24 protein-coding genes are annotated in these 26048 nt (G+C 33.8%); 8 read left to right on the forward strand and 16 right to left on the reverse strand.

Going from position 1 to position 26048, the window contains the following annotated elements; genetic code table 11:
• Positions 1-6: 6 nt before the first annotated feature.
• From rpsC to rpsL, 11 genes are all read right to left on the reverse strand, one after another.
• Positions 7-759 (reverse strand): 30S ribosomal protein S3, encoded by a 753-nt coding sequence (gene rpsC / locus OA93_RS03415; protein ID WP_035619639.1) that lies wholly within the window; start codon positions 757-759, stop codon positions 7-9.
• A gap of 5 nt (positions 760-764) precedes the next feature.
• On the reverse strand, positions 765-1178 hold the full coding sequence (rplV, locus tag OA93_RS03420) for a 50S ribosomal protein L22 (protein ID WP_007803631.1): 414 nt from the start codon (positions 1176-1178) through the stop codon (positions 765-767).
• A gap of 6 nt (positions 1179-1184) precedes the next feature.
• Complete coding sequence (gene rpsS / locus OA93_RS03425) at positions 1185-1463, reverse strand: 30S ribosomal protein S19 (protein WP_008464288.1); 279 nt, start codon at positions 1461-1463, stop codon at positions 1185-1187.
• 6 nt (positions 1464-1469) lie between these two features.
• Complete coding sequence (gene rplB / locus OA93_RS03430) at positions 1470-2294, reverse strand: 50S ribosomal protein L2 (protein WP_035619640.1); 825 nt, start codon at positions 2292-2294, stop codon at positions 1470-1472.
• A gap of 9 nt (positions 2295-2303) precedes the next feature.
• Positions 2304-2594 (reverse strand): 50S ribosomal protein L23, encoded by a 291-nt coding sequence (gene rplW / locus OA93_RS03435; RefSeq protein ID WP_039111739.1) that lies wholly within the window; start codon positions 2592-2594, stop codon positions 2304-2306.
• A gap of 7 nt (positions 2595-2601) precedes the next feature.
• Positions 2602-3231 (reverse strand): 50S ribosomal protein L4, encoded by a 630-nt coding sequence (gene rplD, locus OA93_RS03440; protein WP_039111740.1) that lies wholly within the window; start codon positions 3229-3231, stop codon positions 2602-2604.
• Positions 3231-3848, reverse strand: coding sequence for a 50S ribosomal protein L3 (gene rplC / locus OA93_RS03445; protein ID WP_035619642.1), 618 nt, complete (start codon positions 3846-3848; stop codon positions 3231-3233). Before rplC ends, rplD begins: the two co-directional genes overlap by 1 nt.
• Before the next feature lie 155 nt (positions 3849-4003).
• The gene (gene rpsJ, locus OA93_RS03450; RefSeq protein WP_011963470.1) at positions 4004-4309 is read right to left on the reverse strand and encodes a 30S ribosomal protein S10; all 306 of its coding nucleotides are present in this window, start codon (positions 4307-4309) and stop codon (positions 4004-4006) included.
• A gap of 11 nt (positions 4310-4320) precedes the next feature.
• Positions 4321-6477 carry an elongation factor G gene (gene fusA / locus OA93_RS03455; protein ID WP_039111741.1) on the reverse strand — a complete coding sequence of 719 codons (2157 nt, stop codon included), beginning with the start codon at positions 6475-6477 and terminating at the stop codon, positions 4321-4323.
• Positions 6478-6487: 10 nt separating this feature from the next.
• Positions 6488-6964, reverse strand: coding sequence for a 30S ribosomal protein S7 (gene rpsG / locus OA93_RS03460; protein WP_007803600.1), 477 nt, complete (start codon positions 6962-6964; stop codon positions 6488-6490).
• 22 nt (positions 6965-6986) lie between these two features.
• Entirely contained in the window at positions 6987-7370 is a 384-nt protein-coding gene (rpsL, locus tag OA93_RS03465; protein WP_007136570.1) for a 30S ribosomal protein S12, read from the reverse strand.
• A gap of 181 nt (positions 7371-7551) precedes the next feature.
• Here rpsL and OA93_RS03470 point away from each other — a divergent pair, with 181 nt between their 5' ends.
• The 7 genes from OA93_RS03470 to OA93_RS03500 all read left to right on the forward strand — a co-directional run bounded on the left by OA93_RS03470 (position 7552) and on the right by OA93_RS03500 (position 20940).
• Positions 7552-9264, forward strand: a complete 1713-nt coding sequence (locus OA93_RS03470; RefSeq protein ID WP_039111742.1) for a ShlB/FhaC/HecB family hemolysin secretion/activation protein — start codon at positions 7552-7554, stop codon at positions 9262-9264.
• Between the two features lie 202 nt (positions 9265-9466).
• Positions 9467-12706, forward strand: a complete 3240-nt coding sequence (locus OA93_RS03475) for a SusC/RagA family TonB-linked outer membrane protein (protein WP_039111743.1) — start codon at positions 9467-9469, stop codon at positions 12704-12706.
• An 11-nt stretch (positions 12707-12717) separates the two neighbouring features.
• Positions 12718-14166 (forward strand): SusD/RagB family nutrient-binding outer membrane lipoprotein, encoded by a 1449-nt coding sequence (locus OA93_RS03480; protein WP_039111919.1) that lies wholly within the window; start codon positions 12718-12720, stop codon positions 14164-14166.
• A gap of 86 nt (positions 14167-14252) precedes the next feature.
• Positions 14253-14987 (forward strand): 23S rRNA (guanosine(2251)-2'-O)-methyltransferase RlmB, encoded by a 735-nt coding sequence (gene rlmB, locus OA93_RS03485; RefSeq protein ID WP_039111744.1) that lies wholly within the window; start codon positions 14253-14255, stop codon positions 14985-14987.
• Between the two features lie 50 nt (positions 14988-15037).
• The gene (locus OA93_RS03490; RefSeq protein WP_052259365.1) at positions 15038-15847 is read left to right on the forward strand and encodes a DUF2490 domain-containing protein; all 810 of its coding nucleotides are present in this window, start codon (positions 15038-15040) and stop codon (positions 15845-15847) included.
• 451 nt (positions 15848-16298) lie between these two features.
• Positions 16299-19490: a SusC/RagA family TonB-linked outer membrane protein gene (locus OA93_RS03495; protein WP_052259366.1), complete on the forward strand. Its 3192-nt coding sequence runs from the start codon at positions 16299-16301 to the stop codon at positions 19488-19490.
• 4 nt (positions 19491-19494) lie between these two features.
• Complete coding sequence (locus OA93_RS03500) at positions 19495-20940, forward strand: RagB/SusD family nutrient uptake outer membrane protein (RefSeq protein ID WP_039111745.1); 1446 nt, start codon at positions 19495-19497, stop codon at positions 20938-20940.
• A 93-nt stretch (positions 20941-21033) separates the two neighbouring features.
• Here the strand turns inward: OA93_RS03500 and OA93_RS03505 are convergent, their stop codons facing one another.
• Both OA93_RS03505 and OA93_RS03510 read right to left on the reverse strand, forming a co-directional pair.
• A complete protein-coding gene (locus OA93_RS03505; protein ID WP_039111746.1) occupies positions 21034-21534 on the reverse strand; it encodes a hypothetical protein in 501 nt (166 codons plus the stop codon).
• 79 nt (positions 21535-21613) lie between these two features.
• A complete protein-coding gene (locus tag OA93_RS03510; RefSeq protein ID WP_039111747.1) occupies positions 21614-22366 on the reverse strand; it encodes a rhomboid family intramembrane serine protease in 753 nt (250 codons plus the stop codon).
• 234 nt (positions 22367-22600) lie between these two features.
• Here OA93_RS03510 and OA93_RS03515 point away from each other — a divergent pair, with 234 nt between their 5' ends.
• Entirely contained in the window at positions 22601-23878 is a 1278-nt protein-coding gene (locus OA93_RS03515) for a replication-associated recombination protein A (protein ID WP_039111748.1), read from the forward strand.
• Positions 23879-23895: 17 nt separating this feature from the next.
• On the opposite strand, the gene OA93_RS03520 is transcribed toward OA93_RS03515, so the two are convergent.
• Genes OA93_RS03520 through radC form a run of 3 tightly spaced genes read right to left on the reverse strand, consistent with a single transcriptional unit; the run spans position 23896 to position 26043 of the window.
• Positions 23896-24648 carry a hypothetical protein gene (locus OA93_RS03520; protein ID WP_039111750.1) on the reverse strand — a complete coding sequence of 251 codons (753 nt, stop codon included), beginning with the start codon at positions 24646-24648 and terminating at the stop codon, positions 23896-23898.
• A gap of 4 nt (positions 24649-24652) precedes the next feature.
• Positions 24653-25345 carry a YjjG family noncanonical pyrimidine nucleotidase gene (locus OA93_RS03525; protein ID WP_039111751.1) on the reverse strand — a complete coding sequence of 231 codons (693 nt, stop codon included), beginning with the start codon at positions 25343-25345 and terminating at the stop codon, positions 24653-24655.
• 2 nt (positions 25346-25347) lie between these two features.
• Positions 25348-26043 carry a DNA repair protein RadC gene (gene radC / locus OA93_RS03530; protein WP_039111922.1) on the reverse strand — a complete coding sequence of 232 codons (696 nt, stop codon included), beginning with the start codon at positions 26041-26043 and terminating at the stop codon, positions 25348-25350.
• Positions 26044-26048: the final 5 nt, after the last annotated feature.

Below are 26048 nucleotides of genomic sequence, written 5' to 3' on the forward strand. Positions count from 1 at the left end.
AAAAATTTACTTTCTTTTACGAGCGTCTGGTTTTGAACCTTTATTAAAGTTAGATTTGCCACGAGGAGCATCTCCACCTTTACCACCACCAGCTTGTTTTTTATCCATTCCAGCAAGCGGAGAAAGATCTCTCTTTCCATAAACTTCACCTTTCATGATCCACACTTTGATCCCCATTCTACCGTAAGTAGTATGAGCTTCTGCAAGTGCATAATCAATATCAGCTCTGAAAGTTGATAGAGGAATTCTACCTTCTTTGAAACCTTCTGAACGTGCCATTTCAGCACCATTCAAACGACCAGAAATCAAAACTTTGATACCTTCAGCGTTCATACGCATAGAAGCAGCAATAGCCATTTTGATTGCACGTCTGTAAGAAATACGACTTTCTATTTGACGAGCGATGCTTGTCGCCACAAGATAAGCATCTAATTCAGGTCTTTTGATTTCAAAGATGTTAATTTGAACCTCTTTGTCAGTAATTTTCTTAAGTTCTTCTTTTAACTTGTCTACCTCTTGTCCACCTTTCCCAATAATAATACCAGGTCTTGCAGTAGTGATAGTAACGGTTACAAGTTTCAAAGTTCTCTCGATGATTACTTTTGATACACTAGCTTTTGATAAACGAGCGTGGATATACTTTCTGATTTTGTGATCTTCGGCAAGTTTATCACCGTAATCATTTCCACCATACCAGTTTGAGTCCCACCCTCTGATGATACCAAGTCTATTTCCAATTGGATTTGTCTTTTGTCCCATGCTGTTTAAGAATTGCTTTGTGTGTTATTGATAGCTCCAAGCACGATTGTTACGTGGTTAGAACGTTTTCTTATTCTGTGTGCACGACCTTGAGGTGCTGGACGAAGTCTTTTCAACATCATTCCACCATCTACTCTGATCTCTTTAACAAATAATCCAGCTTCTTCTAAATTACCTTCACTATTTTTTTGCTCCCAGTTATTGATTGCAGATAATAATAGTTTTTCTAATTTTCTTGAAGCTTCTTTAGAACTAAATCTTAAGATGTTAAGTGCTCTTTCTACCTTCTGACCTCTTACCAAGTCCGCTACTAAGCGCATTTTTCTAGGTGAAGTAGGGCAGTTATTCAATTTTGCGAAAGCAATAGACTTATTAGCCTCTTTTCTCGCATCTGCTGTTTCTCTTTTACGAACTCCCATTGCTTCTTATTTTTTACCTTTATTTTTTGCTCCAGCATGACCTCTAAAAGATCTAGTTGGTGAAAATTCTCCTAATTTGTGACCTACCATGTTTTCTGTTACGTAAACTGGTACAAATTGACGACCGTTATGAACTGCGATAGTTTGTCCAACGAAATCTGGAGTAATCATTGAAGCTCTAGACCAAGTCTTTACAACTGCATTTTTACCACTTTCTACGTTTTCCTGAACTTTCTTGTCTAACTTATAATGAACGAAAGGTCCTTTTTTTAATGAACGTGCCATATCTTATTATTTCTTTCTACGTTCTACGATATACTTGTTACTCGGGTTTTTCTTAGAACGAGTTCTATAACCTTTAGCTGGTATTCCATTTCTTGAACGTGGATGTCCACCAGAAGAACGTCCTTCTCCACCACCCATTGGGTGATCAACAGGGTTCATTGCAACAGGTCTTGTTCTAGGTCTTCTTCCTAACCATCTTGTTCTACCTGCTTTACCAGATACAACTAATTGGTGGTCTGAATTAGAAACTGCTCCAATTGTAGCTGCACAAGTTAACAAAATTAATCTTGTTTCACCTGATGGCATTTTAATTGTAGCATATTTTCCATCTCTTGCCATTAATTGAGCAAATGTTCCAGCAGAACGAGCGATTACAGCTCCTTGTCCTGGTCTCAATTCGATACAAGAAATAACAGTTCCTAAAGGAATTCTGCTTAAAGGCAATGTGTTACCAATTTCTGGTTGAGATTCCGGTCCAGAAACTAATTTCTGACCAACTTTCAATCCATTTTGAGCGATAACATAAGTTTTCTCTCCATCAGCATAAGCTAATAAAGCGATAAATGCAGTACGATTTGGATCATATTCGATTGATTTCACTGTAGCTGGAATTCCTTCTTTTGTACGTTTGAAATCAATAATACGATATCTCTGCTTGTGACCACCACCCGTATAACGCATGGTCATCTTTCCTTGACTATTTCTACCTCCAGAGTTTTTTATCGGCGCTATCAAAGAGCGTTCCGGCTTATCAGTTGTAATGGCGTCATAACCATTCACAACTCTAAATCGCTGACCTGGGGTAATAGGTTTTAATTTTCTTACTGACATTTTTCTATCTTAGATATTGTTGTAAAAATCAATTGTTTCTCCTTCTTGTACTTGAACAATTGCTTTTTTGATTGCATTTGTCTTTCCGCTGATCAAACCACTTTTTGTGTATTTTGTAGTTCTATCCGGTCTTACATTCATTGTGTTAACACTCAAAATAGTTACTCCATAAGCAGCTTCAACAGCTTTCTTAATCTGAACTTTATTTGCTTTTTTGTCAACAACAAAACCGAAGCGATTCAAAACTTCACTTTCCTTGGTTACTTTTTCAGTTACTATAGGTCTAATTATGATACTCATATTCCTATTATTTGCTTAAATTTTCTTCAATTACCTCTAAAGAGCTCTCTAAAAGCACTAAATTATTAGCGTTCAAAATAGCATAAGTGCTTAATTCATAACTACTTACAACACTAGAAGCCTTTAAATTGCGTGACGACAAATATACATTTTTATTCGACTCTCCCAACACAAATAAAGATTTTTTATTTTCTAACCCTAAAGCTTTCAAAACATTAATGAAATTTTTAGTGTTTGGCGTTTCAAAATTAAAGTCTTCTAAAACAACAATACTTGCTTCTTTTGCTTTAATTGAGAAAGCAGATTTTCTTGCCAATCTCTTTAAGTTTTTATTCAATTTAAATGAATAACTTCTTGGTCTTGGTCCGAAAACTGTTCCACCACCTTTAAACAAAGGGTTTTTAATACTACCCGCACGAGCAGTACCAGTTCCTTTTTGTTTTTTAATCTTACGTGTACTTCCCGCTACTTCAGCTCTTTCTTTAGCTTTGTGAGTACCTTGTCTTTGATTAGCTAAATATTGCTTAACATCAAGATATACAGCGTGATTATTTGGTTCAATTGCGAATACTGAATCAGAAAGTTGAACTTTTCTACCAGTATCTTTTCCGTTGAAATCTAATACTTTTACTTCCATTACTTCTGAATGATTACATAAGAGTTGTTATGACCAGGAACACATCCTTTAATAACTAGTAAGTTCTTTTCAGCAACTACTTTTAAAACTCTAAGGTTTTGAACTTTTACATTGTCTCCTCCCATTCTTCCAGCCATACGCATTCCTTTGAATACTCTAGATGGATAAGAAGAAGCTCCCACAGAACCTGGCGCTCTTAAACGGTTGTGTTGACCGTGAGTTGCTTGACCAACACCACCAAAACCGTGACGTTTTACAACCCCTTGAAAACCTTTACCTTTAGACACACCTTGTACATCTACAAATTCTCCTTCAGAAAAAATAGAAACATCAATAAGATCTCCTAATTTTTGCTCTGTTGCGAAATCTTGGAATTCAACGACTTTTTTCTTAGCTACAGTTCCAGCTTTCTTAAAGTGACCTAAAGCCGCTTTTGTGGAATGTTTCTCGTTTTTGTCATCGAAACCTAGTTGCAACGCTTCATACCCGTCAACACCTTTGGTTCTGACTTGGGTAACAACACATGGACCAGCTTCGATTACTGTACAAGGAATATTTTTCCCGTTTTCATCAAAAATACTTGTCATGCCGATTTTTCTACCAATTAACCCAGACATAAATATTAATTATTAATTATTAAATATAAATATAGAACGCAGCTTTTAAACCGAATCCTATTTTTTAAGAGGTGCAAAAGTATAACTTATTTACACACAAACCAAAAAAAATATTTTTCGCCTAAAAGCAGCGTCCTTTTTTACTCTTGAACTACTTAAACTTTGATCTCAACCTCTACTCCACTTGGCAATTCAAGTTTCATTAGAGCATCAATAGTTTTAGATGAAGATGAATAAATGTCAATTAATCTCTTATATGACATTACTTCGAATTGCTCTCTTGCTTTTTTGTTAACGTGCGGAGAACGTAGTACAGTGAAAAGTTTTTTATGTGTTGGCAACGGAATTGGACCTGTTACAACAGCACCGGTACTCTTAACTGTTTTTACAATCTTTTCAGCAGATTTATCTACCAACATGTGATCGTAAGATTTTAGTTTTATTCTGATTTTTTGACTCATTTTCTTAAAGATTAAGCGTTTCCTTTTGCTTTTTTGATAACTGCTTCTGAAATATTAGAAGGTGTTTCAGCGTAGTGTGAAAATTCCATTGTAGATGTTGCTCTACCAGATGAAAGTGTTCTCAATGTTGTTACATAACCAAACATCTCTGATAAAGGCACATCAGCCTTGATAGTTTTAGCACCATTTCTATCACCCATGTCATTAACCTGACCTCTACGACGGTTGATATCACCTACGATATCCCCCATGTTTTCTTCTGGTGTAATAACTTCCATTTTCATGATTGGCTCAAGAATGATTGCCCCAGCAGCTTTAGCCACTTCTCTATACCCCATTCTAGCTGCTAACTCAAAAGAAAGCGCATCTGAATCGACAGGGTGGAAAGATCCGTCAGTTAAAGTCACTTTTAAACTATCTACTTGGTATCCTGCTAAAGGACCAGTTTTCATAGCTTCACGGAAACCTTTTTCTACAGATGGAATATATTCCTTAGGAACGTTACCACCTTTTACAGCATTAATAAATTGCAATCCTACAGGAACTTTACCATCAACTTCGTCAGCTGGCTCAAGTGTAAATACGATATCACCGAATTTACCACGACCTCCTGATTGTTTTTTGTAAGTCTCTCTATGTGTTGCACTTCTTGTAAACGCTTCTTTATACTCAACTTGAGGCTCACCTTGGTTCACTTCAACTTTAAATTCACGTTTCATACGATCTACCAAGATATCTAAGTGAAGCTCACCCATACCAGATATAATAGTTTGCCCTGAAGCCTCATCTGTTCTAACCGTAAATGTCGGATCCTCTTCAGCTAATTTCGCCAAAGCCATACCCATTTTATCTACGTCAGCCTTAGTTTTAGGCTCAATAGCAATACCAATTACCGGCGCAGGGAATTTCATTGACTCAAGAATAATTGGGTGTTTTTCATCACACATAGTATCCCCAGTCTTAATATCTTTAAATCCAACTGCCGCCCCAATATCCCCAGCTTCGATATATTCGATAGGATTTTGCTTATTAGCATGCATTTGATAGATACGAGAAATTCTTTCTTTGTTCCCAGAACGCGTATTCAAAATATATGAACCCGCATCCAAACGACCTGAATAAGCACGGAAGAAAGCTAAACGTCCCACGAATGGATCTGTAGCAATTTTAAATGCCAAAGCAGCGAATGGCTCTTTTACATCTGGACGACGAAGAATTTTTGTTTGATCCTCCTCTAATAAATCAACATCATCAGGATGAATCCCTTCGATACCTTCTTTATCCATTGGAGATGGCAAGTACTTACATACAGCATCTAACATAAACTGAACTCCTTTATTTTTGAAAGAAGAACCAGCAAGCATAGGAATGATTGCCATATCTATAGTAGCTGCTCTTAAAGCTTTGTTGATTTCTTCCTCAGTAATTGAGTCTTCATCTTCCATAAACTTCTCCAACAAATTCTCATCGTAGTCAGCAACAGCCTCAATAAGTATCGATCTAAATTCTTTTACCTCTGCAAGCATATCCTCAGGGATAGGCACAATATCAAAAGTAGCTCCAAGAGTTTCATCATGCCATATAATAGCCTGATTTTTCACTAAATCAACTACACCTTTGAAATCATTCTCTTCACCAATTGGCAAAGTAATCGCAACTGCATTAGATTTTAACATATCTCTAACTTGCTGACATACATTCAAAAAGTTAGAACCTTGTCTATCCATTTTATTAACGAATCCCATACGAGGAACTCTATATTGATCAGCAAGTCTCCAGTTAGTTTCTGATTGAGGCTCAACACCATCAACAGCACTAAACAAGAAAACCAACCCATCAAGCACACGCAAAGAACGATTTACCTCTACAGTAAAATCAACGTGTCCCGGAGTATCAATAATATTAAAGTGGTAAGGCAATGTTTCAGGCAAAACCTTTCCTTGTTGAGTTGGAAAATTCCACTCACAAGTAGTAGCAGCAGAAGTAATTGTGATACCTCTTTCTGCTTCTTGCTCCATCCAGTCCATTGTAGAAGCACCATTATGCACCTCACCAATTTTATGTGTTTTACCAGTATAAAAAAGAATACGCTCTGTTGTTGTTGTTTTACCAGCATCAATATGAGCAGCAATCCCTATATTTCTTGTATATTTTAAATCTCTAGCCATTTCTTATGAATTAAAATCTAAAGTGAGAGAATGCTTTATTTGCTTCAGCCATTTTATGAGTATCCATTCTCTTTTTAACAGCAGCACCTTCTTCTTTAGCCGCAGCTAAACATTCTGAAGCTAACCTTTGAGCCATAGATTTTTCATTTCTTCTTCTAGAATAAAGTATTAACCACTTCATTGCCATAGAAATCTTACGATCTGGTCTGATTTGCATTGGAATTTGGAATGTAGCTCCACCAACTCTACGACTACGTACTTCTACGTGAGGCATAACATTAGTTAAAGCATCTTTCCAGATTTCTAATGATGATTTTTCTGAATCTTGCTTTTTAGATTCGATGATGTCAATTGCATCATAAAATACTTTAAAAGCTGTAGATTTCTTACCGTCCCACATTAAGTTATTCACAAAACGCGTTACCAATTGGTCATTAAACCTCGGATCTGGTAAAAGTGGTCTTTTCTTTGCCGCTCTTTTTCTCATGTCTTTTTTTTAAAAGTTTAAATTACTTTTTTGCTTCTTTTGGGCGTTTAGCACCGTACTTAGATCTTCTTTGCGTTCTTCCTGCAACCCCTGACGTGTCAAGCGCTCCACGAACGATATGATATCTAACACCTGGTAAATCTTTTACCCTTCCGCCTCTAACTAATACTATCGAGTGCTCTTGTAAATTGTGTCCTTCTCCAGGGATGTAAGCATTTACTTCATTACCATTTGTCAAACGTACACGCGCAACTTTACGCATTGCAGAGTTTGGTTTTTTTGGTGTAGTAGTGTAAACACGCGTACAAACCCCTCTTCTTTGAGGACAAGAATCTAAAGCAACCGATTTACTCTTCTTAGTTATCTGAGTTCTTCCTGTTCTTACTAATTGTTGAATTGTTGGCATAATTAATACTAAAAATTTATTATGTATATTAAATTCCCGCTTTTTACGGGGTTGCAAATGTATAAAATATTTTTCACTATACAAACGTTAATGCATTAATTTTCAATAACATTATTTAACCTTATGATTTTTATCCCAAAGATTAGATATTTGCATTACTTTTAATAAAACACTTTTAAAATTGAAAACACTCCTGTCTTTATTACTAATAACCTCTCTAAGTTTACAATGCTATGCACAGCATTTTGAATTAAAAATAAACGGAGCTAACAATTTTGAAAACAAAACTATCGACTCCATCCCCTATCTAAAAAAACACAAAACAACAAAGTCACTAACTGATGAAATAGAATTATTCTCAAAAAATCTAACATCAAAAGGTTTTATTGACAATCAAATAATCACAAATAACCGCATAAACGACAGCACCTTTATAATAAAATTTAACCTAAAAGAAAAAATAAACTCCATACACATATATGTAGACAAAGAAAAACCCATTCTTAACAACATATTTCCAAACACCATAAACAACATAATAACCATTCGGTACGAAGAGATTGAATCTCTTTTAAACAAAAAAATAAACCAACTTGAACATTTAGGGTACGCATTTACAAAACTAAAACTCACAAATATTCAACGAAAGAAAAATACCCTTTACGCAGACATTTCTATTAAGAATGAAAAGAAGAGAGAAATAAACTCGATTGTACTAAACTACACACAAAGCAACCAATCAAACATTTTTCCAAAAGGACACTTAAAACAGATTAAAAAAAAATATACTGGAAAAACATTCAACCAAGAAACTACTACAGAAATCTACAATGATTTTGAAAAATTCACTTTTGTAAAACAAAGCAAATTTCCTGAAATTTTATTCTCAAACGACTCAACCAAAATCTATATATATATCGAAAAAAGAAAATCCAACACTTTTGATGGCTACATAGGTTTTTCTAATGATGAAAACAAAAAAATAACTCTTAATGGATATCTTGACATAAACCTTGAAAACACCCTACATAGTGGAGAACAATTTTCTCTATACTGGAAAAGCGATGGAAACAAACAAACAACTTTCAAAAGCAAAATCGAAATACCTTACCTATTCAAAACACCAACAAGCTTAAAAGCTGAATTAGAGATTTTTAAACAAGACAGTATTTTTCAGAACACAAAAACCGCTATCGCTTTAGGATATTACATAAAATACAATTCCCACCTATATATAGGGTACCAATCAACCGAATCGAGCGACATTCAAAATACAAACAGCGCACTAATTCAAGACTACAAAAACCACTTTACAACGGCTACATTTGAATACAAAAAAACAACTCCTGAAAATTTCATCTTCCCAACCAAAACCAATATTAACATAACTGCAGGTCTCGGAAAAAGAACAAACACAAACAACACAACTGAAGATTCAGAAGAGAACAAACAACATTATGCCAATATTGACTTAATTAACATTTTTTATATAAATATTAAAAATAGTTTTTACATAAGAAGTAAAAATTACTACCTCTGGAGCAACACATATCTAACAAATGAACTATATCGATTTGGTGGAATTAACTCTATAAGAGGTTTTGCTGAAAACAGCCTACAAGCCAATAATACCAATTTACTAATAACCGAATATCGCTACCAACCAACACCAAACTTGTACCTACACACCATTGCAGACTACGGTCTTTACCAAGACAAAACTACACCCGAGAACAAAAAAAAATTAAATAACTTAATCGGCATCGGAATAGGCCTAGGTATTTTAACAAGAAACGGACTGCTACAAATAACTCTTGCAAACGGAAGCACTAGTGAAGATCGAATAAAATTTTACAATAGCATACTTAATATCCAATATAATGTTAAATTCTAAAAATACCCCTGCATTAATTACAAATAACAAAAATCAACCTATAATAATGCCTGAAAAATTACACATATCTCAATATTATAACATTTTTAATGAAATATATAATAATGTTAAATTTTAACTGAAACCAAAAAAAAAGTTTTATTTATTAGGAAAGTTAACAAATTATTAAGATTTTTGGCAGACTAATTCAAAATATTTTAAAATGAAACTAAAGTTCAATGGATTCTTAGTACTACTATTAGTACTAATGGCGCAACTAACTTTTGCGCAAGAGAGAGTTGTTTCAGGTATTGTTTCGGATAATACAGGCATGCCCTTACCAGGTGTGAGTGTATTAGTTAAAGGAACAAAAAGCGGAACACAAACTGATTTTGACGGTAAATACTCCATCAAAGCATCACCAAGTCAAATATTAGTATTTAGCTACATTGGGATGAAAACTCAAGAAATTGTAGCTAGTTCACCATCTGTGAGCGCAAAATTATCAAGTTCATCAGTAGAACTTGAGGGTGTAGTAGTTACTGCATTAGGGATTAAAAGAGAAAAAAAATCTCTTGGTTATTCTGCTCAATCAGTAACAGCCGAACAAGTAAGCACTGTACCTACTGGAAACTTCGTAAACAACTTATCAGGAAAAGTTGCTGGTCTTAGCGTAACACAAGGAACAAACTTTGGAGGATCTACAAACGTAGTTCTTAGAGGATTTAAATCTATCCTTGGAGACAACCAAGCTTTATTTGTAGTTGATGGAGTACCAATTTTGAACAGCAACGTCAACTCATTAGACCAAAAAAGTGGTAGAGGTGGTTACGATTATGGAAATGCTGCATCAGACATTAACCCAAATAACATCGCCGACATTAACGTACTAAAAGGAGCTGCAGCAACTGCCCTTTATGGATCTAGAGCTCAAAATGGAGCTATCATTATTACTACTAAAAAAGGGAAAGCTAGAAACGACTTATCTGTTGAATTCTCTTCTTCTTACACTATGTCTACTGTAGACAAAAAAACCTTCCCTAAATACCAAACTGAATACGGTCAAGGATATTATGGAGAAGATAGTTTTACATCATATTTAGGAGCAAACATGCCAGCATTTGGAGAAGATGCTTCTTATGGTCCTAAATACACTGGTGAAGATGTTTGGCAATATGACGCATTCATCCCTGGTTCAGCAAATTTCGGCAAAAAGACTCCTTGGACGGCTGCCAAAAACGGTCCTATTGAATTCTTCGAAACTGGAACATCAACTGTAAATAACATATCGTTAAGTGGTGGTTCAGATAAAGCGACTTACAGATTAACATACGCAAACACAAATAGTACTGACGTATTACCAAATTCATTGCTAAGCAAAAACAACTTTAACGGTACTGCTACGTATAAATTTAGTGATAAGTTAAGTTCAACATTCAATGCAACTTACGTATCTCAAAACACAAGAAACAGAAACTCAACTGGATACGGTGGTAACCAAATAGCTGGTTTTAGACAATGGTGGCCTACAAATGTTGACATCAAAGAGCAAAAAGCACTTTATGAAATGGGAGACCAGAATTATACTTGGAACATTAGAAGTAGAACTGACCTTAGACCTGCATTCTGGGACAACCCATATTTCCAAAGATACCAGAATTACAACAACGATAGCAGAAAGAGATTTGCTGCAAATGCAAGCATAAGCTATGACGTATCTAAAAGCATTAATTTAATGGGTAGAATGGGTACTGATGGTTTCAACATGAAAACTGAAGATAGAATCGCTGTAGGTTCATACCCAACTGCTCTTGGATTAAACACAGTGAATCAACCATCTGGTTACCTATTAAACATTTATGATTTTAGCGAACAAAATTATGATTTCTTAGCAACCTACAAAAAGGACTTAGCTGAAGACTTAAACTTAAACTTTATTTTAGGATCTAATTTTAACGTTCAAAATAACTTCTCTGAAGAGCAATCAACATCAGGAGGATTGTATATCCCAGGATTATACACTATTTCTAATTCAAGATCTGCTATAACATTACCTAGAACAATCAAAACAAGAAAAGAAATCCTTGGTTTATTTGCACAAGCAACATTAGGCTATAAAGGAACTTATTACTTAGAAGGTTCGGTAAGAAGAGACGAATCATCAGCTTTACCTGTAGATAATAACGCATATTGGTATTCTGCAATATCAGGAAGTGTTGTGTTCTCAAATTGGTTAAAAGATATTGAGTTCATCAATTTTGGTAAATTTAGAGCTGCTTATGCACAAGTAGGTTCTGACACACAAGCAAATACACTTATAAACACGTATACTGCAAGAAATCCATTTGGTACACCTTCTTATTCTTATAATACTACTGCAAAAAATGCAAACTTAAAACCACAACAATTAGATAATATCGAATTAGGTTTAAACATGCAATTTGCAGATAACAGACTAGGATTTGACGTTGCTTGGTTCCAAAACAAAGCTTATGACCAAATTTTACCTTTACCAGTATCAACAGCTACCGGTTCTCCATTCAACAATCTAAACGCAGGAACCTTAACAACAAAAGGATTCGAGGTATCTCTTAATGCCACTCCTATTAAAACAGCAAATTTTTCTTGGGATGTTAATATTAACTGGGCGAACCCAAACACCAAAGTTACAGAGTTAGCTCCAGGCATTGAAAACATTCAGATCAACTCTTTACAAGGTGGTATTAGTATCAACGCACCTCTTAATAAAGACTATGGATCAATTTGGGGAACTACTTATGTACTTGACCAATCAGGTAATAGAATTATAGCTGACAATGGAGCTTATTTAGTATCTACGACTACTGATAATGAACTAGGAACATACCAAGCTGATTGGACAGGTGGTATTAACAACAGATTTACTTTCAAAAACGTTTCTTTTAGCTTCTTAATAGATGTAAAAAAGGGCGGAAGTCTATTCTCACTTGACCAATATTACGGATACGGAACAGGTATTTATGAAAATTCCGTTGGAAATAATGACTTAGGAAACCCTATTAGAAACCCAAAAACTAATGGAGCAGATAGTGGTGGTGAAGTTCTAAAAGGTGTTATGGCAAATCCTGCTTATGTACCTGGAAATGGGCAACCACAATATGTAACAAATACAACAAGATTAGACAGATCACAATCTAGTCAAGTTTTAAGCACTGACCCTCCTACAGCTCAATTTGTTTACGATGCAGGTTTTGTAAAATTAAGAGAGGTAGTATTTACATACAATTTCCCAACAAGTTTATTAGGAAATTCTATAAAAGGAGCTTCATTTAGCTTAATAGGAAACAATCTATGGATAATAGATAAAAGCGTACCTTATTCTGATCCAGAAGCAGGATTATCTTCTGGTAATACTCAAGGATACCAATCAGGTCCTATGCCGTCAACAAGAAATATTTCTTTTAACGTCAAACTTAATTTTTAAAAAAAATGAAAATGAAAAAAATCATAGCAATACTAACTATAGGTCTGTCAATGACAGCTTGTGTTAGTGACGACATAAACACAGACCCTAATAGTGCCTACACTACCGTTCCTGGATCTCTTATTAATTACGCTCAAAAAGAATTAAGTGATTACATAAGCACTCCTAACGTAAATGAAAATAATTTCAGACTAACAATGCAGTATTGGCAAGAAGCAATATATGTAAACGAAAGTAATTACGACTTTACTAACAGAAATGTTTCTAATCAAATTTACACAGATAACTATGTAAATGTACTGAACAACTTAGGCAAAGCAAAAGAACTAATCAATGCTTACGTACCTACTATATCTGAAGCTCCAGCATGGCCAAAAAACAAAAAGAATCAACTAGCTATAATTGACATTATGCAGGTATACACATACCAGCTTTTAGTTGATACTTTTGGTAATATTCCTTATACTCAAGCTGCAAACCTTATTGCTTATCCATTACCAGCATATGATGACGCATCTACAATTTATAAAGATTTAATTACTAGAATCAATACCGACATAACAAATTTAGATGTTAGCGCAACAGGCTTTCCTACTTTTACAGAAGGTGATAAATATTATGGTGGAAGAATTGCAAAATGGATAATTTTCGCTAACTCAATAAAATTAAAACTTGGTATTGCCATAGCTGACGAAAACCCTGCATTAGCTCAAACTACAGCCCTTTCAGCAATAGCTGCTGGCGTAATGACATCTACTGCTGACAATTGTCAATTTCAATACCTAGCTGCATCTCCAAATTTCAACCCGATATACGAAAACGTGGTTGCAAGTGGTAGAGATGATTTCTTTGCTGCTAAACCATTAATTGACTATATGAATACATCGAATGACCCTAGAATAGGTAAATACTATCAAAAGACTGAAGATGGTACTTATGTAGGTCAAGTAGTTGGACAAGGTGGAGCTTTTGATGCATTTTCACATATTGGCACATTTGCTTCCACTCCAGCAACTCCTGGAATATTATTAAACTATACTGAAGTTGCTTTCTATATTGCTGAAGCAAATGCTAGATGGACTTCACCAGCAGCAGCAGCGCCTTATTATGACGCAGCAGTTACAACTTCAATCTTAGAGTGGGGCGGTACAGCAGCTGAAGCCACAGCTTATCTTGCATCAAAACCATACGATGCTGCTAATTGGAAACAATCTATTGGTGAACAAGCTTGGGTTGCTATGTTTAATCAGGCGTTAACTTCTTGGAATTTCTACAGAAGATTAGACTATCCTGTTTTAGCAGCACCTCCTACTGCTATTACTAATGCAGGCGGTAAGGTTCCAGTAAGAATGACATACCCAGTACTTGAACAACAAGTTAATAACACAAACTGGAAAGCAGCTTCTGATGCTATCGGTGGAGATTTATTAACAACAAAACTTTTCTGGGATAAATTCTAATTTTTCATCTTAGTTATCATAATTAAGCCACTCTGTTCGTTCAGAGTGGTTTTTTTTTATATGAACATAATAACTATATTTGCCGTATGGAAAAAGAACATCAAATATTCGGAATTAGAGCCATCATAGAGGCAATACAATCAGGAAAAGAAGTCGACAAGGTCTTCATACAAAAAGAAATATCAGGTGAACTGATGAAAGATTTAATGAAAGTGATGAAACGCGCCAACATAAATTTTTCATATGTTCCTGTTGAAAAGCTAAACAGATTAACCCCTAATAATCACCAAGGTGCAGTCGCAACAATATCACCAATTGGTTTTATTGAATTAGAACATTTGGTAGATTCAACTGTTGCTTCAGGAAGTACTCCCCTATTTTTAATTTTAGATCAAATATCTGACGCCCGTAATTTTGGTGCCATTATCAGAACAGCAGAGTGTACTGGCGTAAACGGGATCATCGTTCAGAAATCAGGCTCAGCCCCAGTTAACGGAGACACTGTTAAGACATCTGCCGGAGCGGTATTTAATGTACCTATTTGTAAAGTAGAACACATAAAAGATGCTATATTTTACCTACAAGGTTCAGGCATAAAAACTGTAGCTGCAACCGAGAAAACCGATCAAAACATTTATGACGTTTCATTAAATGAAGCTGTCGCTATAATAATGGGATCTGAGGATCGAGGTATCAATCCATCGGTATTAAAAATAGTTGATGAAAAAGCAAAACTTCCAATGTTTGGAACAATAGGATCTCTAAACGTTTCTGTTGCTTGTGGAGCTTTTTTATATGAGGCTGTCCGCCAAAGAAAATAAAACCAACACATAAGATTAGAGGGTAAATAAATGATTATAAATAATTTTTTATGCATTCCAATTCTATTCGTAACATTCCAACAAAAAAAGTCATATTTATACTTGTAATATTTCTAATTACAAGTATAAGTCATGGACAAACTTCTACATATAATCAATTCTGGAGCGAGATTCAATTCAACAGAACTATAAATGAAAAATGGTCCCTTGAACTAAATCTTGACAATACCTACAGCAGCACAGAATCTTCTTCTCAAATTTTCCACACAAACACCCAGAAAGCTTTTAGAACTTGGGGACACTACTACTTAAGTCCTCGGTGGAAACTATCTAGCTTTTTAGCCTATTATGACAACAAAGATGTTCCTGAAATAGGACAATTTAAATCTCCTGAATGGAGGTTTGCATTACAAGGCACTTACTATTTTCATAAGATAGGATATACACTCAGCACAAGAATGAGAATAGAACTCCGATATATAAGAGATGAAAACGGTAAATATCAAGACATATATAGATATCGTCAACAAATTAAATATCTAAAACCAATAAACAGTAAAGTACTACGTGAAGGCGTTGTTTATGCAATAGCTTCTGATGAAATTTTCTTCAAATCAGATGCAAAAATTACTGGGTTGAGTTTCTTTGACCGCAATAGACTAAACTTAGGAGCAGGATATTTATTTACAGATGACATACAAATAGAATTGACCTATGCCAATGAGTATCTTCCAAGGGATACAGATTCGCAAATAATAAATGCAGCTTCTGTAACACTAATTTTTAATAATATTTTCAATAATAATAATAATAATAATAATAATAATAATAATAAAAAGACACTTCAAAAAACAAATTAATAACACTAGCATTACAAACAAAACAATCTCGTAACATTAGCTTTTATAGAATACAAAAACTAAAGTAATCAAGCCTTAATTTTACGATTTTAAGACAAAAAACCTACATCTAAAAGTGTCCTCATCCCCCATTATCTATGTGTTTTTTGAATATTTAAAGAAAAAAACACATTTATTCTCTCAAAAATCAACCGCAAAAATTACTTTTATTTTTTTCTTTTATTATGGTCAAAAAAACCGAAAAACAAAAAAAAAGCTATCAAAAAATTTAAATATTTTTATAAATTTAACGATTTTACCTCTAATATAGAGATTCCAAATCACTGAAAAATTGATTTTTTAACAAGAAATGTTTTGTTTATTTACATATTTCGGATAAAAGCAGGCAAATTCATTAGGAAGATTAACAAATTATTAAGATTTTTGTCAAACTAATTCAAAATATTTAAAAATGAAACTAAAATTCAATGGATTCTTAGTACTGCTATTGGTACTAATGGCGCAATTAAATTTTGCGCAAGAAAAAGTTGTTTCAGGAATTGTTTCTGATGACACAGGAATGCCGATCCCAGGGGTTACTGTAACTGTTAAGGGAACAAAAAATGCAACACAAACAGATTTCGACGGGAAATACTCAATTAAAGCGTCGCCTAATCAAATTATTCTTTTCACTTACATTGGGATGAAAAGTAAAGAACAGCCAGCTACATCTTCTGTTGTTAACGCAAAGTTAGTGGGAGATGCAATGGAACTTGAAGGCGTGGTGGTTGTAGCTTTTGGAACACAAAAGAAAGAAGCTATAACAGGAGCTGTTGCAAAAATTGATGCAAAAGCATTAGAAAACACACAAGCATCTAACGCAATTCAATCTTTAACAGGTAAAGTTGCAGGTGTACAAATCCAAGCAAATTCAGGACAACCTGGAGATGCGCCTCAAGTACGTTTTAGAGGTATTGGATCTATCTCATCTTCTAATGCACCTTTGTATGTTGTAGATGGTTTTCCATATAACGGAGATATAAACGCTATAGCAACTCAAGATATCGAGTCTATCAGTTTCTTAAAAGATGCATCATCTAATGCATTATACGGAAGTAGAGGAGCAAATGGTGTAATCATTGTTACAACTAAAAAAGGTAAAAAAGGTCAACTAAAAGTTACTTACGAAGGAAAAATAGGAGTTAACTCTAGAGCTGTTCCGGAATACGACATGATTACTGATCCAGGGCAATACTACGAAGCTGCCTATGGAAGAATCAGAAATGGTCTAATTTTTCAAGGAAAAACTCCTGCGGTAGCATCAGCAACTGCATCAAAAAATTTAATCAGTGGGAACCCATCTTATTCACTAGGGTATAATAATTACAACGTAGCAAACGATCAAGTAATAGATCCAGCTACAGGACAACTAAATCCTAATGCACAATTATTATATCATGATAATTGGGAAAAAACATTATTTAACGACAATACAAGAATTGAGCACTTTTTAAGCTTAGCGGGTAGCTCAGAAAAACTTAATTCTTACTTATCTGTAGGTTACCTATCTGATAATGGATACACAATTAACTCAAACTTTAAACGTGTAACTTTAAGATCTAATGTTGACTATACGATTACTGATAAAATTAAAGCAGGAGCCAACCTTAACTATGCAAACTCTAATCAGAATGCACCAATATCACAAGTAGGTTCTGGTACATACAGCAACTTATTTAGCTGGGCAAGAAATATAGCTCCAATTTATCCTGTTTACCTTAGAAATGAGGCTGGAAACATTGTAACGAACAAAGTAGGAGAGAAAGTATATGACTTTAACCAATCTGGAGATCGTCCTTATGGTTTCAACTTAAATCCTTACGGAACTACATTATTAAATACAAATTTAAATCAAGAAAACAAATTTGGAGCTAGAGGTTACATATCTATCGACTTCTTTAAAGATTTTAACTTCAGATACAATCTTGGTTATGACTTAATGTCTGGATACTATGTAAATAGCACAACAGGAATTGGTGGAGATGACCAAGGGGTAAACGGTAGTATAGGAACAGCATCTAAAGATGATTATACTATTACAAACCAACAATTATTATCTTGGAAAAAATCTTTTGGAGAACACTCACTTGATATACTTGTTGGACACGAGTCTTCAGATTTCACATCAAAAATGTTGACTGGACAAAAAACAGGTGTTGTAATACCAGGTTTACCAGTAGTTAGTAATGCAACTAGATTTTCTTATTTAGATGGTTACAATGACATATACAAAGTAGAAGGCTTCTTCTCTAGATTAAATTATAGCTACAAAAACAAATATTTTGTAAATGGTAGTTTCAGAAGAGATGGATCATCAGTATTCGCACCAGAAAACAGATGGGGTAATTTCTACGGATTTGGAGGAGCATGGTCTGTAACGAAAGAATCTTTCTTTCCTCAAACTAAATGGATCACTGACTTAAGAATTAAAGGAAGTTATGGAGAACAAGGAAATGATAATATCTACTACCCTTCTTCTACAAGAATCAGCAGCCGTAGCTACTTTGGAAGTGAAAGAAACTACTATGCATACCAAACACAATATGAGATTTTACCTGATGCAGACGGAAACGCGAGTGTAGTTACTGTATATGAAGGAAACAAAAAGATTAAATGGGAGAAATCTAAAAACTTAAACATTGGATTCGAAGTTGAATTATTCAACAGAGTGAACCTTGAAGCTGAATATTTCGAAAGAAATGTAAGTGATTTAATATATAACCGTCCTTATGCACCAGCAACTGGAATTCCGTTTGTTACTGAAAACATTGGTGACATGTCTAACAAAGGAATTGAGGTTAACTTAGGTGTTGATGTAATCAAAACACAAGATATCGACTTTAACATTTGGGCTAATGCAACGCATTATAAAAATAAAGTAACTTCATTACCAAGTCCTTTTACAAGTGGTATCTTTAGATTTGAAGTTGGAGCTCCTGCATATGCTTACTTCCTAAGAGAATTTGCAGGTGTAGACAAAACTAATGGAGACGCTCTATGGTACATGGATGTAAAAGATGCTTCAGGAAACGTAACTGGTAAAACAACAACAAACGTTTACGGAAATGCAACTCAGTACTTAAGTGATAAAGACGCAAATCCAGATGTATATGGTGGTTTCGGAACTATGTTCAGATTTAAAAACATCACATTCCAAGCAAGTTTTGCATACCAAGTTGGAGGATATATGTATGATGGTGTTTACCAAAGTGCTTTAAGTTCAGGTGACGATAATGTAGGTCAAAACTACCATAAAGACATAGCTAAATCATGGTCAGTTGATAATCCGAATTCAGATATGCCAAGAATTGACCATATTTCTCAATATCAAATGGCGTCTTCTGATTATTTCTTAGCAAAATCAGATTACATCAGCTTACAAGATGTTTCTATATCTTATGATTTCAAAAATAGCAAATTACAAGATCTTGGAATTTCATCTACTAAATTTAGTTTAATGGGAACTAATTTAGCATTATGGTCTGACAGAAAAGGTATGGATCCAAGATTAAGCAATTTAGGTTCAAGAACAAATAATGGTCAGTCATTAAATGTTTATGGAGTTATGAAAACTATCTCATTTGGTTTAACAGTAAATTTTTAAGAATATGAAAAAAATATTAACTATAACATTATCATTGTTGATGTTAACAAGTTGTGATAAAGAATTCCTAAACACAACACCTGAATCAACAATTAATGACGAACAGCTTGCAACATCCGAAGAAGGGTATGCTGCAATTATAAACGGTGTATATTCTGCATTAAGATCATACGGATTATCTATCGGGGCTAACCACGAAGATTACGGACATAAATCTATTCTTGCAGCAACAGATATAATGTCAAATGATGTTGTGCAAACAAAATCAAGCTGGTATGGATCTTTTTACAACTATATAGGAAGACAACAAACAAGTATTAGATCTAAACTTGCCTGGAGTACATACTATCCACAAATTAAGACTTTAAATATCGTTCTTAATGCAGTTCCTGCTGAAGCGGCAACAACTGAAAAACTGAAAAACATTAGAGGAGAAGCATTAGCTTTAAGAGGTTACCTTTACTTTATGTTAGCACGTATGTATGGCCCAACTTATGTAGGCCATCAAACAGACCTATGTGTACCTATTTACACTACAGTATCATTAGAGCCACACGCAAGATCAACTGTTAATGAAGTTTATACTTTAATAGAAAATGATTTAAAAGAATCTCTTCCTTTATTAAAAACTTATACACGTAGAAATACTTCTGCAGTTAATCTATCAGTTGCTCAGGCGTTTTTAGCAGATATTTACCTTGAAATGGGTAAATATGCAGAGGCAGCAACTCTAGCACATACTTCAAGACAAGGATATCCTTTATTAAGTGAGGGTGAATGGAATACTGGATTTTATGATGTGAGCAACAAAGATACTATGTGGGGAATAGCATTAACATCTGCACAAAGTTCTTTTGTAGCTAGTTTCTTTGGACATTTTGACAATACTAACGGTTCTGCTTATGCAGGTGGTGGGGAGATTTACAAAAATATAGACAAAAGACTATATGATGCTATCCCTGATACCGATTACAGAAAAAAAGCATTTGTTGCTCCAACAGGAAATGCTACTTATCCTAAATTACCAGCATATGCTAACATAAAATTTAGAGACCCTACAGTTAACGGTGGTGACTACATTTACTTAAGAGCAGCTGCAATGTACTACATCGAAGCTGAAGCTTATGCAAAATCAGGGAACGAAGCGCAAGCAATTCAAACTTTATACGATATTACAGTAACTAGAGATCCTTCTTACGTAAAATCTACAAATACAGGTGCAGCCTTAATCAATGAAATCATTCTTCAAAAAAGAATTGAACTTTGGGGTGAAGGATTTGCTTGGTTTGACATGAAACGTTTAGGTATTCCATTAGTAAGAGATTATGCTGAATCTAATCATGCAACTTTTGGAAAATTCAATATCCCTGCTGGTGATAATAAATTTACCTTCCAGGTTCCACAAGCAGAAATAGATGCAAATACATTAATTGTACAAAGTCCACTATAATTCTTGGTGTTCTTTAAAACATAAAAACCATCCCAAATTTGGGATGGTTTTTTTTATACAAGCTATTCAAAAAAAATAGTCAATTACTATTTATTATTTCTCCACTTCTTTAAGAAAACAATTTAACTGTTCTATGATGGCACTTTTATGTAGCTTAAAGTCATAATCCCTGACAAACTCTGTTCCTTCCATATTAATACTAGCAGTAACGGCTTCGTAAGTTGAAAATGCTTTTAAATCATTTTTGTCAATTATATACAACACTTGCAAAATAGAATCTTGCTTTAAGTATTGCGTATCATAATGCTTTAATTTATATTTTATCTTGTTTGATAATTCCAACGTTAAATCATCTTTTATATTATTCCCCACTTCTTTTGGAGGAAATGGAGTTGGTTGCAAAGCAATAAAATAATTCTCTTTATCGGTTACAATATTTATTTTTAAAGATTTTGATTCTGTGGTATAAAATGGAGTCGGTTTAATATAATAAAACATAGAACCATCTGCCTGGATTCGATTATGGATTTCACATTGCGCAAAAACCATTGGCATCGACAATAAACATCCTACTAATAAACTTATCTTTTTCATATCCTGAGTTTTTGAAAGAATTAAATTATTCTAACAAAAATACTCATTAAAGAAATATGTTTTTGCAATGAACTAATAATTAGAGATTATCATCTAATTCTTCTTGTTTTACAACGGTGTACTCTACTAAAGTATCCGAATAAAAATATGGCGCTTCTTCAGGAATTTCGGTATTGACGAAATTTCCATTTTCATCAAAATGTTTCATAAAATCATCCTCTTCTGGATTATAATCTGGTTGCTGCCAATCATACAAAAGAGGTTTTTGATATTCGGGAGTTTTAAATTGTATCGACATTACAAATCCTGTTATAAAACCAGCCAAATGCCCCTCCCAAGAGATAGAATTGTCAACTTCGGGAAAAACATACCAAATCATTCCTCCATAAAACATAATTACAGATAACGACAAAGCAACCAATCGGTAATATTTTGTTTGAATCCCTTTGAAAAAGATAAAACTTACCAAAACATAAATTAATCCGCTTGCTCCTATATGATAATTAGGTCTTGCAATAACCCAAGTAATTAATCCTGAAAATAATATTCCGTAAACAATTACCTGAATAGTTTGCTTTGGATAAAAAAACTGAAGCGCAGCTAGTAAAACCAGTAATGGGATGGAATTATTATATAAATGACTAATATCGGCGTGGATAAAAGGGCTAAATATTACACCTTGTAAACCTGTGAATGTTCTTGGATAAATACCGTATTCGTAAAAATCAAAATCATAACGAATTTGCAACCAATATACAATCCATAAGAGCAGCACAGAAAACAATGGTAGCGCAATAACCGAATTGGTAAATTTGAAATCTTTTTCCACTATTGTATATGATTATGATTAACAACTAAATTCAAGTCAAAAATTTATCCAAAATAAATTTAATGCTATTTTGTCAGACTCCAATGCAGCAATTAAATACCTTTTTAGCCCAGATCGCAACGGTATCCTTTATTGTTGCTTCTTTTGCAACAATAAAGATATAGTGAAGAGCTGGAAAAGCTCCTAAAAAAACTAAATGTGGCAACAAATTAAAATTGAAAATAGTAATTTTACAAAATGGAAGCACCATTAGCAGAACGTATACGACCTCAGAAATTAGAAGACTACGTTAGTCAGAGTCATTTGGTTGGACCGAATGGTTCACTAACTCAACAAATCGCAAAAGGAATTATTCCTTCATTGCTGTTTTGGGGACCACCTGGAACTGGAAAAACAACTTTGGCACAAATCATAGCACAAGAATCTAAACGTCCTTTTTATATATTAAGCGCTATAAATTCGGGGGTAAAAGATATTCGTGATGTTATAGAAAAAGCGAAACAAAGCGGTGGTTTATTTACAGCCAAAAATCCGATTTTGTTTATTGATGAGATTCATCGTTTTAGTAAGTCCCAACAAGATTCACTTTTGGCTGCTGTTGAAAAAGGCTGGATTACACTTATTGGCGCAACAACCGAAAACCCAAGTTTTGAAGTAATTCCCGCTTTACTTTCCCGATGTCAAGTTTATATTTTGAATGCTTTTACAAAAAGTGATTTGGAATTATTATTGCATCGCGCCATGAAAACAGATGTTGTCTTGGCTTCAAAAAAAATTAACTTAAAAGAAACCGAAGCTTTATTGAGACTTTCTGGTGGTGATGGAAGAAAGCTATTGAATATTTTTGAATTGGTCGTAAACGCATCGCCAGATGACAATATAACGATAACTAACGAGCGCGTATTTGAACTCGTACAACAAAACACTGTTTTGTATGACAAAAGTGGCGAACAACATTATGATATAGTTTCGGCATTTATAAAATCGATACGCGGAAGTGATCCTAACGGTGCTGTTTACTGGTTAGCCAGAATGATTGAAGGTGGTGAAGATGTAAAATTTATTGCGAGAAGAATGCTTATTCTATCGAGTGAAGATATAGGAAATGCAAATCCTACCGCATTTATAATGGCAAACAATACTTTTCAGGCTGTAGCTACGATTGGTTATCCTGAAAGCAGGATAATACTAAGTCAGTGTGCGATTTATTTGGCAACTTCGCCTAAAAGCAATGCATCCTACATGGCAATTGGAAACGCTCAGCAGTTAGTAAAACAAACTGGAGATTTACCTGTTCCGATACATTTACGTAATGCTCCAACAAAATTAATGAAGGAGTTAGGTTATGGTGATGATTATAAATATTCGCATGATTATGCAAATAATTTTGCTGAGCAAGAGTTTTTGCCAGATGTATTATCTGAGACTGTAATATATAATCCCGGCAACAATTCTAGAGAGAATAGCAACCGGGAATTTTTGAGGAATCGTTGGAAAGATAAATACGGTTATTAACTCCGTATAAAATTAGTTTAGAATTTTACGATTACTTTTTCTGAAACTAATTTATCATTTTTATAGTATTCAAAATACCATTCGTTGTCTTTAGCATTTAGAGAACCTTGAATATCTCCTTTTATAGCGATGAAAGAATCTGGACGAGACGTTTTCATTAATTTCATAACTACTTTTGGCGTTTTATCGATTAATTGATAACCTGTTTCTGTAGGTTGTGCATACAATAAATTAGGATCATTATTGTTTACAACTGTATTAACAACTGCAGCATTGGTTGTTACAGTAACAGGAGCAACTGCAACCTGATTATTCACTGAAGTTTGATTATTAGTTGTCGTAGCTTTTGTTCCATTATATTTATAATGCAATGCATTAATTGATAAAAAAGCTTGATTTAAGGCTTCAGAATATGCTCCATCAAAATCTTTGGTTTTACTCTTTCCTATATCTGATGTAAAAACAATTTTTCCGTAACAATCTTTAAATACTACATACAGTTTTGTTACCAAAAAACCATTATCTCTAATAACATCTACATTTAACAAATCACATCTGTTATAGTCTTGCGGAATTGCGTCATTAGCATAAAATGCTTCGAAACCTGCTTTATTTAAATTAAACTTGGTAAGCGTAGCTAATCTATATTGATTATCGGTTTTCATAAAATCATATTTCAACGGAATAATTACTGCTTTGTAATCATTCACTGACTGAGAAAAGCCATAGCTTGAAATAAATATAAGTAATAATAAGATTTTTGTTTTCATAATTTTATAAGTAATTTTTAAGTTCTAATAAATGATTAATTTGTTTAATATTATGTTGTGCTTCTACTTTTTTATCATTAAAGAAGATTACATCAAGTCCGGCATTTAAAGCTCCTTGAACATCGGCATCCAAACAATCTCCAATCATGATGCTATTTTCTTTTTTAGAATTAGCAGAATTCAAGGCATATTCAAAAATGATAGGATTAGGTTTCTTTACCCCTGCATTTTCAGAATTTGTTATTGTCCGAAAGTAGGTTTCAATATTTGAATTTGATATTTTCTTATACTGGACATCTGCAAATCCGTTTGTAATGATATGCAATCTGTATTTATCTTTTAAGTATTCTAAAATTTCAATTGCTCCATCAAAAAGATAATTATTTAATGGTAATAACTGAATATACTCTTCAGCCATTTCATCAATTAAACTATCTGAAACAACGTAATCTAAAGCATCAAAAGTATGCTTTAGCCTATTATAACGTAGTTCTATATGCGAAATTTCATCATTTTGATACAATTTCCAACAAGCCTGATTTATTGGGATATACTTTTCTATAAAAGCATTGATTTCAATTGTTGGGTGATTTTTTTTCAAAATACTTTCAAATGCTAATTCAGAATTTTTATCAAAATCCCAAAGCGTATGATCTAAATCAAAAAAAACATCTGTAATTATGGTATTATTTTTCATTCTTAAAAAATTCCTTCATCTAAAAAACTGTAATATCCAGTTTCTATAATTATAATATGATCTAACACTTTAATATCTAAGCTTTCGCCTGCCAATTTAAGCTTTTTTGTAATTTCTTTATCTTGTTCACTAGGAATTAATGATCCAGAAGGGTGATTATGACATAAAATCAATGAAGTTGCTCCTGTTTCAAGTGCCATTTTAAAAACCAACCTAACATCTACAAGAGTTCCAGTAATTCCACCTTTACTCAATTGTGATTTTGAAATAACTTTATTTGAATTATTTAAAAACACAACCCAAAACTCTTCATGTGGTAATTCTCCAATGATAGGTTGCATGATTTCAAAAACTACTTTACTCGATGTAATCTTGATTAAATCTACAACATCCTCTGCCCTTCTGCGTCGTCCTAATTCTGTTGCGGCTATAATCGAAATAGCCTTAGCCTCACCTATTCCTTTAAAGCCTATTAATTGTGTGATTGATAATTTACCTAAAGCATTTAGGTTATTATCTACACTAGAAAGAATTCTTTTACTCAAATCAACAGCAGATTCATTTTTGCCTCCTGAACCAATCAAAATAGCGATTAGTTCGGCATCACTTAAAACATCTTTGCCTTTTAGCATCAATTTTTCACGTGGTTTATCGTCTTCAGACCAATTGGATATAGATATAAAAGAACTTTCTTCCATTAACA

It is taken from the genome of Flavobacterium sp. KMS (genome assembly GCF_000813005.1).
GTDB lineage: Bacteria > Bacteroidota > Bacteroidia > Flavobacteriales > Flavobacteriaceae > Flavobacterium.

What these genes read in the sequence shown, in the direction of transcription:
- rpsC (WP_035619639.1), bottom strand. Translation starts at nt 759, where the DNA reads ATGGGACAAAAGACAAATCCAATTGGAAATAGACTTGGTATCATCAGA.
- rplV (WP_007803631.1), bottom strand. Translation starts at nt 1,178, where the DNA reads ATGGGAGTTCGTAAAAGAGAAACAGCAGATGCGAGAAAAGAGGCTAAT.
- rpsS (WP_008464288.1), bottom strand. Translation starts at nt 1,463, where the DNA reads ATGGCACGTTCATTAAAAAAAGGACCTTTCGTTCATTATAAGTTAGAC.
- rplB (WP_035619640.1), bottom strand. Translation starts at nt 2,294, where the DNA reads ATGTCAGTAAGAAAATTAAAACCTATTACCCCAGGTCAGCGATTTAGA.
- rplW (WP_039111739.1), bottom strand. Translation starts at nt 2,594, where the DNA reads ATGAGTATCATAATTAGACCTATAGTAACTGAAAAAGTAACCAAGGAA.
- rplD (WP_039111740.1), bottom strand. Translation starts at nt 3,231, where the DNA reads ATGGAAGTAAAAGTATTAGATTTCAACGGAAAAGATACTGGTAGAAAA.
- rplC (WP_035619642.1), bottom strand. Translation starts at nt 3,848, where the DNA reads ATGTCTGGGTTAATTGGTAGAAAAATCGGCATGACAAGTATTTTTGAT.
- rpsJ (WP_011963470.1), bottom strand. Translation starts at nt 4,309, where the DNA reads ATGAGTCAAAAAATCAGAATAAAACTAAAATCTTACGATCACATGTTG.
- fusA (WP_039111741.1), bottom strand. Translation starts at nt 6,477, where the DNA reads ATGGCTAGAGATTTAAAATATACAAGAAATATAGGGATTGCTGCTCAT.
- rpsG (WP_007803600.1), bottom strand. Translation starts at nt 6,964, where the DNA reads ATGAGAAAAAGAGCGGCAAAGAAAAGACCACTTTTACCAGATCCGAGG.
- rpsL (WP_007136570.1), bottom strand. Translation starts at nt 7,370, where the DNA reads ATGCCAACAATTCAACAATTAGTAAGAACAGGAAGAACTCAGATAACT.
- OA93_RS03475 (WP_039111743.1), top strand. Translation starts at nt 9,467, where the DNA reads ATGAAACTAAAGTTCAATGGATTCTTAGTACTACTATTAGTACTAATG.
- OA93_RS03480 (WP_039111919.1), top strand. Translation starts at nt 12,718, where the DNA reads ATGAAAAAAATCATAGCAATACTAACTATAGGTCTGTCAATGACAGCT.
- rlmB (WP_039111744.1), top strand. Translation starts at nt 14,253, where the DNA reads ATGGAAAAAGAACATCAAATATTCGGAATTAGAGCCATCATAGAGGCA.
- OA93_RS03490 (WP_052259365.1), top strand. Translation starts at nt 15,038, where the DNA reads ATGCATTCCAATTCTATTCGTAACATTCCAACAAAAAAAGTCATATTT.
- OA93_RS03495 (WP_052259366.1), top strand. Translation starts at nt 16,299, where the DNA reads ATGAAACTAAAATTCAATGGATTCTTAGTACTGCTATTGGTACTAATG.
- OA93_RS03500 (WP_039111745.1), top strand. Translation starts at nt 19,495, where the DNA reads ATGAAAAAAATATTAACTATAACATTATCATTGTTGATGTTAACAAGT.
- OA93_RS03505 (WP_039111746.1), bottom strand. Translation starts at nt 21,534, where the DNA reads ATGAAAAAGATAAGTTTATTAGTAGGATGTTTATTGTCGATGCCAATG.
- OA93_RS03515 (WP_039111748.1), top strand. Translation starts at nt 22,601, where the DNA reads ATGGAAGCACCATTAGCAGAACGTATACGACCTCAGAAATTAGAAGAC.
- OA93_RS03520 (WP_039111750.1), bottom strand. Translation starts at nt 24,648, where the DNA reads ATGAAAACAAAAATCTTATTATTACTTATATTTATTTCAAGCTATGGC.
- OA93_RS03525 (WP_039111751.1), bottom strand. Translation starts at nt 25,345, where the DNA reads ATGAAAAATAATACCATAATTACAGATGTTTTTTTTGATTTAGATCAT.
- radC (WP_039111922.1), bottom strand. Translation starts at nt 26,043, where the DNA reads ATGGAAGAAAGTTCTTTTATATCTATATCCAATTGGTCTGAAGACGAT.